Consider the following 10,910-nt stretch of genomic DNA (forward strand, 5'->3'; position numbering starts at 1 on the left):
AGTCAGACCCAAATCTGCCTATTTTTTAGGCAGATTGCTTATTACAGATCAAACGGAGAATGCTTAAATTTTGAGGGTGATTTAAGGGCTTTAGCGCCTACCAAACATCATCTGGCGAGCTAAGGCTGTCTTGACTGGTGGAAGCCACTGCAGGGCGCTTAAAGCCAGTCCACGGGCTGCAACAACTGGAGCTAAATTAGATGTAAATACTCTAGCCATAAAGTCCGTCAGGCCAATTGTGGTTTTTCTATCCACTTTGCGACTTTGCGCATAACTCTGGAGTGCATTTTCGACATCTGCTGGAGATTGTTTCTCTGCGGCCCCAGAAAATACCTCAACTAACTTCTCTGACAGCAAGAAGGCATCTCGTAATCCTAAGTTCAAACCTTGGCCCGCCACTGGGTGTAGAGTTTGAGCGGCATTGCCAATCCAAACCGCATTATCATGAGTGATCTCTTTGCGATAGTTCAAGCCAAGTTCATATAAACGACGATCTTGAATTTTCAAAAATTGTCCAATACGTGAACCAAATTCTTTTTGTAGTTCAGCTAAGAAGTCTATGTCACTCAGTTGTAAACGATGCTGCGAGGATTCTGGCGAGCCGCACCAAACCAGATTCAAAATATTATGTCCGTAGTGACTTGGCAAAACTGCTAAAGGGCCTTCAGCAGTAAAGCGCTCCCAAGCTTGATGGGGCTCTGCATTCTCTACTTCAACCAAGCCTACTAAGGCTGACTGACCATAGTCACGTCCAGATTCAACCCAGTCTTGGGTCTTAAATAAACCACCTTCAGCATGTACAACGCATTTTGCGTGGATGCTATTTTCCTCGCCATCTTTGTTGATGTGCTCCCAAATAAAGTTAGGGCTCTTTGCTTGAATGGCACGTAAGGCGTGACGCAGGGCCATATGAATATCGCGATAACGAATAATGTGCCCTAGCGCATCTTGCTTGAGTTCTTCACGCGTCATCAGTGCGCGGCCAAAGCGACCAGCTTGTGAAACGTGTACTTGATGAATTTCTGCGAACTCTTTTGGCCATGCATTAATCGTATCGAGCAAGAGTTTGCTGCCATGAGATAGCGCTATACCTCGACTATCAGCATTTGCCAGATCATTGTCGTTGACGGGATTGCGATCAAGTAAAAGGATTTTTGCATCAGGAAATTTTTGCAATGTCCAAGCCGCGCAAGCGAGTCCAACTGGACCGCCGCCCTGAATCAAGATATCGCAACTAGATGAATTCATTTTGATCGGGATGGCCTTAAGCATTCTTCATGAGTGCTTCGATTTCATCGGCATTGACAGGCGCGCCTCGAGAAATCAACTCACACCCAGAATCATTGATGACAGCGTCATCTTCAATGCGAATACCAATATTCCAAAATGCCTGATCAATATCATCTGCAGGTCTGACATAGAGGCCTGGTTCCACTGTAATGACCATACCGCTTTTGAGAATGCGCCAAGGCTTTTCTTCACTTGATGAATTTTGGCTAGCTTCACGGTAGGAGCCCACATCGTGGACATCCATACCCAGCCAGTGCGACGTGCGGTGCATATAGAAACGACGGTAGGCGCCAGTTTCAATGGCATTTTCTAAAGAGCCCAGCTCTGCCAGTTTGAGAAGCTTTTCATCCAACAGACCTTGGGTAAGGACTTTAAGTGCCGCCTCATGTGGCTGCATAAATGTATTACCAGGCTTGGTCATCGCAATCGTAGCTTCTTGCGCAGCTAATGTAATGTCATATAGAGCGCGTTGAGGCCCAGTAAATTTTCCATTCACTGGAAAAGTCCTGGTGATGTCGGAGGCATAGCCATCAAGTTCACAGCCTGCATCAATTAAGCAAAGCTCGCCACCACGTAATTCAGTTGAGCCGGCGCGATAGTGAAGAATGCAAGAATTTGCACCGCCGGCAACTATGCTGTTGTAGGCAACGCTTTGTGCACCACTATTGCGGAACTCATGCAGTATTTCAGCTTCGAGTTGATATTCACGCATGCCGGGCTTACAGATTTGCATGGCGCGTATATGCGCACGAGCAGAAATGGCTGCAGCACGACGCATGATATCAATTTCATGCGCATCTTTAAATAAACGCATTTCATGAATCAGTGTCTCAACATCATGAAATTCTGATGGTGGATTGATTCCAGAACGCGCTTGGCCGCGCACCTGCTTCATCCAGTGACGCAGCCGTCTATCGGCTTCTGCGCTCTCAGCAAGGCGAATATATACCGCATCTTGATCAGCTAATAAGTCACTCAGTCTTTGGTCTAACTCTTGATTGCTGTGTGCATAGTCAATACCCAAAGCGTCAGGTGCTGCGTCAGGTCCAAGGCGAATGCCATCCCAAATTTCTCGTTCAGGATCTTTGGGTCTGCAAAATAAGTGAGATTGCAGTTGGTAGTTTTTTCCATTGCCGCCAACCTTCATGACCAGTGTTGCGCCTGGCTCTTCGAAACCCGTCAAGTAATAAAAGTCGCTGTCGTGACGATAAGGAAATTCACTGTCACGGTTGCGAGCAAGTTCAGGAGCAGTTGAGATGACAGCAATGCCTCCGCCAGTCTTGGCAAAGATTTGTTCTGCTAATTGGTTTCTACGAAGCTGATAAATATTCGTTTTATTCATATGCTGCATTAAGCTCTTGTAAGCGTTGTGGTGTGCCTACATCGTGCCATGGACCGAGATATTTTTCACCAGACACTTTATTTTGCTCCATTGCAGTCCTCAATAGAGGTGCCAGCTTGGCTGGAGCTCCGAATTCCAGGTCCTTAAAGAGGTCTTTGTGATAAATCCCAATTCCAGAGAAGGTGAGCTTTTCTGCTCCAAGTGATTGGGTATTTCCAACTACTGAACCTTGGAGGTAAAAATCTCCTTCAGGATGCTGGACTGGGTTGGGAACCATTAATAAATGGGCCAAAGGCTTGTTTTCATCCATGCGCATTTTGGCAGCTGTTTCCACAAGCTGGGTAATTGGTAGGTTTGGGCTAAATACGTCCCCATTAATCACCAAGAAGTAGTTTTCGGGCGCAATGATGGGGAGCGCCTTGCAAATACCTCCAGCGGTTTCGAGGGCCTTGCCTTCCGGGGAGTATTGAATGTGAAGACCAAATTGCTCTCCATCACCTAGGGTTGCCTCAATTTTTTCACCTAACCAAGCATGGTTAATCACCACGTTTTGAATCTTTGCTTTCGCTAGGGCTTCTAAATGCCACTCTAGCAGCGATTTATTCTGAATGCGAAGTAACGGTTTGGGTAAATTATCCGTGAGGGGCCGCATGCGCTCACCACGACCAGCTGCTAGTAAAAAACAAGGTATGGAATTGAGCTGACTCATGGCTGATGAATTACGCTTGATTGACGCGAGTGGATTCCAAAAGTCGGGCCAATGGTTTTAGTTCAATATAACGGTTCGCCGTCGCAATCGCGTATTCCAGTACGAGTGGAATGTCCTTGATGTAGCCATCCTTACCATCACGATGAAGGAGTCTTGCAAAAATGCCCAAGACTTTAAGGTGGCGCTGTAATCCCATCCATTCAAAATCACGATAGAACTGTCCAAAATCATCTGGCATTGGTAATCCTGCTTTACGACCTTCTTCCCAAAATTTAATGACCCAATCAATCACACGTTCTTCTGGCCATGCAACGTAAGCATCGCGCCACAGTGAAGAAGCATCATAAGTAATAGGACCATAAACTGCATCCTGAAAGTCAATCACTCCGGGGTTATTTCTTTCGGTCACCATTAAGTTACGAGAATGGTAATCACGATGCACATACACTTTAGCTTGCGCTAAATTATTTTCGATAATGAGCTCAAAAGCTTTTTTGAGTTGCTCTGTTTGTTGTTCGCTTAGATTGATATTGAGATGCTTCTTTAGATACCACTCTGGAAATAAATCTAATTCTCGTTGTAATAGCGCTTCATCATAGTTTGGCAAAACCCCTGGTTTGCTTGCCAGCTGCAAGAGTACTAGGGCATGAGTTGCATCTTTGTAGAGATGGTCAGCCGTTTCATGATTGAGTTCGGCTAAGTAGGTTTTTGTGCCTAAATCATTTAACAGCAAGAAGCCTTCAGCAAGATTTTGCTCTAGGATTTTTGGTACATTTAAACCAGCCTCAGCGAGTAATAAATCGACCTTTATGAAGGCATCCAAAGGCTCATGTTGGGGCGGGGCATCCATCACGATCAAAGTCCCAAATTTGGGGTTTTTGGACTCAATTCGGAAATAGCGTCGAAAGCTGGCGTCAGCCGAGGCTGGCACCAAAGAGTCGAGATCTAATTGCCAGCTAGCTTCTAGGGCTTTTAGCCAGTTACGGAGGGTGTTTAAGCGTGAGTCAGTCATGGTCGATTCGTATAATAAGGCGGGTCTGGATCTATGAGTCATTATCGCCGTCGCGCCGGCCATTGCGCCCCTCTTTTTTTGCATGTAACCCTGCGCGTTTTGATGGGGGTGGCATTGCTTCAATTTGCCCTCTGCGCACGCGCTCAAGCGCCTGCTCCCTTAACTCCAAACGCACAAGCTAATGCTAATACGGTTTTATTGCCTGATCGTGGCAATGTCACTGTTTTAAAGTTGGACGATCAGTTGCGAGTCGGGGTTCCTTTGGATGATAGTAAGGCACTTACTTTTACTTCAAGTGATTCTATTGATGGCGTTGTAGACCGCAAGATGAAGTTGAAGGGCCGCGCACAAATGCGACGCAATGGCGGGGTCATTAAAGCGGATGAAATTATTTATGACCCTGATACTGACATTGCTGATCTCGTAGGTAACGCTGAGTTGACCAAAGGTAATACGACTTTCAAGGGGCCAACTGCCCAATTTAAAGTTGATGCGCGTGAAGGCGAAATGGAAACGCCTTCGTACGAGCTACGAGATACGCGCGGCAATGGTACGGCTAAAAAACTCACTATTGAAAACTCAGATATTTTTGTTTTTGATAAAGCGACCTACACAACATGTACGCCGCAAAATATGGACTGGTATTTTTCAGCCAGTACTTTAGAAATTGATAATGAGCAAAAAGAAATGGTTGGAACGCATGGCGTGATGCGCTTCTTTGATGTTCCTATTGCATACGTTCCTTACTTCACCGCTCCCACCTCCAATGAGCGTCGTTCGGGCATCTTGGCGCCGGTAGCAGGATACAACTCCAATAATGGCTTTGACATTACTCAGCCTTATTACGTCAACATAGCTCCCAATAGGGACTTATTAATTCTTCCGCGTTACATGAGCGAGCGCGGCCTGCAGGTGGGTGCAAATTACCGCTTTCTGGATAGTAAGGACAGCGGGACTCTGGGTGGTGATTATCTCGCACATGACAACAAGACTGGAACTGATCGCTGGCGCTATGACTGGCAGCAGCGACAAGTATTTAGTGGTGGCGTTGCTCCAGGTGGAATACCGCTCCCAGGCTCTTGGACTGGTTACGCCAATATGGCGCGAGTTTCAGATAATTTATACCCCACTGACTTCTCACAGAGTATTGCTGGAGCAGTTACTAGTCAGTTTCGTCAAGAAGTCGGTACTACTAAAGGCTTGACGGGAAGTTTAAGTAACTGGGTAGTGTCAGCTAGAGCGTTAACGTTTCAAACTCTGCAGCCGGACCCAACCGCTTTAGTTCAGGCCCCTTACAACGTGTTGCCAAATATTACCGCTGCCTATAACAACCGCCTTAGTCCTGCAGTAGCTGATACTAGCGGTAAGTACGTTACTTTACCTACTGGACCAGCAACTACGTTCTCTACAGATTACACAAGATTCTCGTACAACATTGGCGGCAATTTAGCTGCTACTGCGCCTGGTGTTTACAGTCAGGCCGATCGAACGGTCGTTAAGGGTGCGATGGCTTTGCCTCAGGTAACACCAGGCTATTACATCACCCCAAAGATGAGCTTTCAATCAAACACGTATAACGCCACTCCTTTTGCAACTGGTGGAGCGCCTGTTGCACAAGGCTTTACCATCCCTACATTCAGTTTGGATTCTGGATTGGCGTTTGAAAGAGATGCCGCTGAATTGAAGGGCTTTTACGGCCGAGATATGTTGTTAACTATGGAGCCCCGCGCTTTCTATGTTTACACGCCTTATCAAAATCAATCACAAACACCTTTGTTTGACACTGCGGATGCGGGCTACGGTGTTTCGCAGATCTTTAGTGAAAATACCTTTATTGGTAATGACCGTGTGGCAGATAACAATGCAGCCACGCTTGGTTTAACTAGCCGCATGATTGAAGCTAGCACTGGTGCAGAGCGTGCCACGGTCACTCTTGCACAGAAGCAGCAGTTCACTGGGCAGCGGGTTGGCTTGAATGGCACGATTGTGAATCCCACTACTTATTCCGATACCTTGGGTTCTGGTTCAGTGCGCTTACTTGGTAATTTCAGTGCAGATGTATTTGGTCAATACAATACGCAGCTCAATCGTTTGGTTCAAACTACCGTGGGCGGTAGTTGGCGTCCGACTCCGGGCAGAAGTTTGAATTTTGGATACCGTAATGTGTGGTCGCCACCAGTGCAAGCATCTGTCCAAAACAATCAGCCTTTTGTGCCCTCTGCCACCACGACGGATCAATACAATATTTCTGGGCAGTGGCCTATTACCCGTGAGGTTTCTGTTTTAGGGCGCTGGGGATACGATGCCTTGACTACCAAGACTTTGAACACCTTAGTGGCCTTGGAGTGGAGTAGGGACTGCTGGACTTTTCGTGGCGCCTACTCTCAAGTCTTGAATACTTCTCAAATAACCACCACCCAGGTGCTCTTTCAGGTCGAATTTAGGGGCTTTGGTAGCGCTGGAAGCAATCCAGTTGATATCATGAAGCTAAATGTTCCTGGATATATGCCTACCTCTAAGCCTATACCACCCTCAACATACGAGAACTATCAATAATGCTTTGTATGAAACGTTTTAAACAAATGAGTGTTCATGCCATTTTTATTGGCATTGGATTATTCGCGAATGTTGCACTTGCTCAGGATTCAGCAAAGGCGAATGCTATTGCCGAAAGCAAGATTCGTAATATCGATGGTGTAGCTGCAGTCGTCAACACGGGTTATGTAACTCGCAAAGAAATTGATGACCGAATTGCTGCACTTAAAAAACAAGGTGTGAAATTGCCTGAGGATGGTACGGTTCGTAAAACCATTCTGGATAGACTTATCCTAGAAAAAATTCAACTACAAAATGCTGAACAAGAAGGTGTTGCTGTAAGTAACAAAGAGTTAGACAAGATTATTGGCGATGTTGCAGCAAAAAATAAGCTCTCTGTTGCTGAGTTCAAAGCAAAAGTAATTGCTTCCGGTACTACCTTTGAGCGCTATAAGCAGTTATTGCGGGATGACGTCATGATTACCCGTTATCGCGAAAGAGAAGTAGAGGGTAAGCTCAAAATCTCGGATGCTGAGATTGATAACTTCATTGCTGAGCGTACGCGGGCAATTGCTGGTGCTGGAGCTCAGAGGTCAGCACCTGCTGCCAAAGGTGAGCCTGAAGAAATCGACGTAGCTCAAATTTTTATTCCTGTTGATCCTGCAGCTGGGGCTGGTACTCAAGCTGAAGCAAAGAAGAAGGCAGATACTCTGTTGAAAGATGCTCGTGGGGATGTTGACTTCCTACAGCTAGGCGCAATGGCTGCAAAAGATAATCCAAAGATTAAGTTTCAAGAATTAGGCTATCGCACTCCTGATCGTTTGCCACAATTATTTTATGAAGCAATTCGCAATACTGGTGGCGGACAGGTTGCTAACACGGTTGTGAAAAGTCCTGCTGGATACCATGTACTGAAAGTTTTGGATCGCCGTGCAGCAGGAGCAAGTGCGCCTCCGCAGCAGGCTGCAGCACCTGATGCTGGCTCACCTACTCCGCAAAATATTCCTATTACACAAACTCTCTCCCGTCATATTTTATTGCGAAGCCGTGCTGGCTTAAGCGATCAAGATGCGGAGAGACGCTTGCAGGGCTACCGTGATCAGGTGCGAGCAAAGACTGCAGACTTTGCGGAACTTGCAAAGAAGTATTCTGAAGATGGATCTGCGCCAAATGGCGGTGAGCTAGGTTGGATGAGTCCTGGGGATTTGGTTCCCGAATTTGAGCAGGCCATGAATCGTCTGCAAATTGGCGAGGTTAGTAATCCTGTTAAAACAGAATTTGGTTGGCACTTAATTCAGGTATTAGAGCGTCGCGAAGGTCAGCTCACTGTTGAGAAGCAACGTCAATTTGCGCGAGCAGCAATTCGTGAGAGAAAGTTTGATCAAGCTTATCAAGAGTGGATGCGTGAGCTGCGTGATAACGCAACTGTAAAAATTCTGAACGTGGAAGATGAAGCAAGTAGCGCACCTCGTTAATCTCGTTGTAACTACCGGTGAACCAGCCGGTGTTGGGTCTGAAGTTTCTTTAGCTGCCTCGCTTGAGTTTCTACGTTCACATGCAGATGCTCACATCACTTTATTAGGTAACGATAAGTTACTGAGAATACCTGGGGGCCTTGGTTCAGACCTATCTAGTCGATTACAAATCCAATCCGTCCCCCTCGGAGCCCCTGTTGTTTTGGGGAGCTTAAATTCGCAAAACGCTCAATATGTGGTGAATCTTTTAGATCAGGCGATTGATGGTTGTCTGGAAGGGCGATTTGATGCCGTGGTGACTGCGCCTCTTCAAAAAAGCATTATTAATGAGGCTGGTACGCCATTTACAGGGCATACGGAATACCTAGCACAGCGCTGCAAGGTTTCTCATGTGGTGATGATGTTATGTGCGCCGTTGCCCATCGGTTTTTTAGAGCTCAAGACACCCAGAGATTTACGTGTTGCTCTAGTCACAACTCATCTTCCCTTAAAGAATGTTCCGCAAGCACTGAGTTATGACTTGATATTGGAAACGATTCAAGTCGTTAATCAAGATTTACAGCAGAAATTCGGAATCGCTAAGCCCATCATTCGGATGGCGGGTTTAAATCCACATGCAGGAGAGTCTGGTTATTTGGGCCGAGAAGAAATTGAAATCATCTCTCCGGCTATTGAAGCAGCTAAGAAGATGGGAATCCATGTTTCTGGTCCCTATCCCGGCGATACCATGTTTGATCCAGAATCTGTTGCTCAAGTAGATGCATTTATTGCGATGTACCACGATCAAGGACTCGCACCGTTCAAGTTTGTTACCTTTGGTAATGGCGTGAATGTCACTTTAGGATTACCTATTATTCGAACTTCCGTAGATCACGGAACCGCTTTGGATATTGCTGGCAAAGGGCTGGCTGACTCGGGGAGCATGCTTGAGGCTTTGCGCTTGGCATATAAGTTAGCGCTCAATAAACGAAAGCAAGACTAATCTATGCATCGCGCTCGCAAACGATTTGGCCAAAACTTTTTGCAGGACAACGGAATTATTTATTCTATTGTTGCGCTTATCAATCCTAGTGCGGATACGTATGTCATTGAGATTGGTCCTGGCCTAGGTGCGCTAACACTCCCTTTGTTGAGTAATCTTGATCACCTAGACCTTTTGGAGATTGACCGTGATTTGGTAGCTTTTTGGAATGAGAAAAATCTCAAAGGCCTCTCGGTGATTGAGGGCGATGCGCTCAAGTTTGACTTTTTGACATGGGCTCAGAATAGATCGACTAAGCAAGGCTTATGTAAGGTAGTTGGCAATCTTCCATACAACATTTCTTCACCTTTATTGTTCCATTTGGTTTCTGCAGCAGCCTCAATCGATGAACAGGTATTTATGTTGCAAGCAGAGGTGGTGGAAAGAATGGTTGCGAAGGCGGGAAGCTCTGATTTCAGTCGTCTGTCGGTCATGCTGCAAGCCCGTTACGACATGGAGCTAGTGCTGGAGGTTCCTCCTGAGGCTTTTGATCCTCAGCCTAAGGTGAACTCAGCTGTCGTGCGAATGATCCCAAGAAGGGACTTCACGTTGACGGATGCTCAATGGAATTCATTGGAAAAAGTAGTTGCTGCCGCCTTCTCTCAAAGAAGAAAAATGTTGCGGACTAACTTGAGTGTTTTTTCAGACAGATTGAGTTTGACGGAGATAGAGCTTAAGGCGAGAGCTCAGGATATTTCCGTTGACCGCTATATCGAGTGGGCTAAAATTCTCGTTTCATAAATCAATATTCAGTCCTGACTCAGCACTGAATTACTGCCTTCTAGTGAATTATTTATAAGCGCTGGGGTCAATCACGCGCATCTCAGCTTCAATCCAACCTTCTACTTCTCGTTGAAGTTCTTCGGCTGACTTATTGGTTGAGCTAATCGCAGGCCCAATTGAAAAGATGACTGTGCCCGGTTCCTTGATAAAGCTATTTTTCGGCCAGCAACGACCGGCGTTGTGCGCAATTGGAATCACTAGTGCATCCGTAGCACTTGCAAGGCGTGCTCCACCCTTACGGTAAGGTTTAGTTGATCCAATAGGGGTTCTAGTGCCTTCCGGGAAGAGCATGATCCATTTGCCTTCGCCCAAGCGTTTGCGGCCTTGGGTCGCTACAGAATGAGCTGCAGTCTGCTTATTAGAGCGATTAATGTGGATCATCTTCAGTAACGCCAAAGCCCAACCAAAGAAAGGAATCCAGAGAAGTTCACGCTTAAAGACAAAGCAAAGTTGTTTTGGCAGTAGTGCGATGTACGCAATAGTTTCGTAAGCTGACTGGTGCTTACTTAAGATGATGACCCGCTCATTAAGTACAGCCCGCATGTTTTCCATACCGCGAATTTCATAATGAATGCCGCACAATGGCTTTAATAGGGCGATAACGATTTTGTTCCAGAGCCCAATAAATGTGTAACGGTTTTCTGGACTTAGGAATGGAAAGGCCAGCATGCATAGCACTGACCAGATGGGTGTAAAGATAACTAAAAATAAGGCAAAGAGGATGGAGCGAATCAATTTCACGA

The 10,910-nt window shown here is 46.1% G+C and carries 9 protein-coding genes; 4 read left to right on the plus strand and 5 right to left on the minus strand.

Annotated elements, in window-relative coordinates; all coding sequences use genetic code 11:
* Window positions 1-90: 90 nt before the first annotated feature.
* From AOC28_RS04300 to AOC28_RS04315, 4 genes are read right to left on the minus strand one after another with little or no spacing between them, the layout of a single operon-like run.
* Entirely contained in the window at window positions 91-1,248 is a 1,158-nt protein-coding gene (locus AOC28_RS04300; RefSeq protein ID WP_072582897.1) for an FAD-dependent monooxygenase, read from the minus strand.
* 16 nt (window positions 1,249-1,264) lie between these two features.
* On the minus strand, window positions 1,265-2,632 hold the full coding sequence (locus AOC28_RS04305) for an aminopeptidase P N-terminal domain-containing protein (RefSeq protein ID WP_072582898.1): 1,368 nt from the start codon (window positions 2,630-2,632) through the stop codon (window positions 1,265-1,267).
* Entirely contained in the window at window positions 2,625-3,341 is a 717-nt protein-coding gene (murU, locus tag AOC28_RS04310; RefSeq protein ID WP_072582734.1) for an N-acetylmuramate alpha-1-phosphate uridylyltransferase MurU, read from the minus strand. The genes AOC28_RS04305 and murU overlap by 8 nt, the downstream gene beginning before the upstream one ends.
* Window positions 3,342-3,351: 10 nt before the next feature.
* Window positions 3,352-4,353, minus strand: a complete 1,002-nt coding sequence (locus AOC28_RS04315; protein WP_083564221.1) for a phosphotransferase — start codon at window positions 4,351-4,353, stop codon at window positions 3,352-3,354.
* Between the two features lie 33 nt (window positions 4,354-4,386).
* Here AOC28_RS04315 and AOC28_RS04320 point away from each other — a divergent pair, with 33 nt between their 5' ends.
* The 4 genes from AOC28_RS04320 to rsmA are packed head-to-tail and all read left to right on the plus strand — an operon-like array spanning window position 4,387 to window position 10,125.
* Window positions 4,387-6,909, plus strand: coding sequence for an LPS-assembly protein LptD (locus tag AOC28_RS04320; RefSeq protein WP_072582736.1), 2,523 nt, complete (start codon window positions 4,387-4,389; stop codon window positions 6,907-6,909).
* Between the two features lie 8 nt (window positions 6,910-6,917).
* Window positions 6,918-8,363 carry a peptidylprolyl isomerase gene (locus AOC28_RS04325; protein ID WP_237767732.1) on the plus strand — a complete coding sequence of 482 codons (1,446 nt, stop codon included), beginning with the start codon at window positions 6,918-6,920 and terminating at the stop codon, window positions 8,361-8,363.
* A complete protein-coding gene (gene pdxA, locus AOC28_RS04330; protein ID WP_072582738.1) occupies window positions 8,338-9,345 on the plus strand; it encodes a 4-hydroxythreonine-4-phosphate dehydrogenase PdxA in 1,008 nt (335 codons plus the stop codon). Before AOC28_RS04325 ends, pdxA begins: the two co-directional genes overlap by 26 nt.
* Window positions 9,346-9,348: 3 nt before the next feature.
* Complete coding sequence (rsmA, locus tag AOC28_RS04335) at window positions 9,349-10,125, plus strand: 16S rRNA (adenine(1518)-N(6)/adenine(1519)-N(6))-dimethyltransferase RsmA (protein WP_072582739.1); 777 nt, start codon at window positions 9,349-9,351, stop codon at window positions 10,123-10,125.
* A gap of 48 nt (window positions 10,126-10,173) precedes the next feature.
* Here the strand turns inward: rsmA and AOC28_RS04340 are convergent, their stop codons facing one another.
* Window positions 10,174-10,908, minus strand: coding sequence for a lysophospholipid acyltransferase family protein (locus tag AOC28_RS04340; RefSeq protein ID WP_072582740.1), 735 nt, complete (start codon window positions 10,906-10,908; stop codon window positions 10,174-10,176).
* Window positions 10,909-10,910 lie beyond the last annotated feature (2 nt).

Origin of the sequence: Polynucleobacter sp. MWH-Adler-W8 (assembly GCF_001889925.1) — a bacterium.
GTDB lineage: Bacteria > Pseudomonadota > Gammaproteobacteria > Burkholderiales > Burkholderiaceae > Polynucleobacter.

Excerpts from the sequence above, each read along its gene's own strand:
- pdxA (WP_072582738.1), top strand. The coding sequence starts at position 8,338 with ATGAAGCAAGTAGCGCACCTCGTTAATCTCGTTGTAACTACCGGTGAA.
- rsmA (WP_072582739.1), top strand. The coding sequence starts at position 9,349 with ATGCATCGCGCTCGCAAACGATTTGGCCAAAACTTTTTGCAGGACAAC.
- AOC28_RS04300 (WP_072582897.1), bottom strand. The coding sequence starts at position 1,248 with ATGAATTCATCTAGTTGCGATATCTTGATTCAGGGCGGCGGTCCAGTT.
- AOC28_RS04305 (WP_072582898.1), bottom strand. The coding sequence starts at position 2,632 with ATGAATAAAACGAATATTTATCAGCTTCGTAGAAACCAATTAGCAGAA.
- AOC28_RS04325 (WP_237767732.1), top strand. The coding sequence starts at position 6,918 with ATGAAACGTTTTAAACAAATGAGTGTTCATGCCATTTTTATTGGCATT.
- AOC28_RS04320 (WP_072582736.1), top strand. The coding sequence starts at position 4,387 with ATGAGTCATTATCGCCGTCGCGCCGGCCATTGCGCCCCTCTTTTTTTG.
- murU (WP_072582734.1), bottom strand. The coding sequence starts at position 3,341 with ATGAGTCAGCTCAATTCCATACCTTGTTTTTTACTAGCAGCTGGTCGT.
- AOC28_RS04315 (WP_083564221.1), bottom strand. The coding sequence starts at position 4,353 with ATGACTGACTCACGCTTAAACACCCTCCGTAACTGGCTAAAAGCCCTA.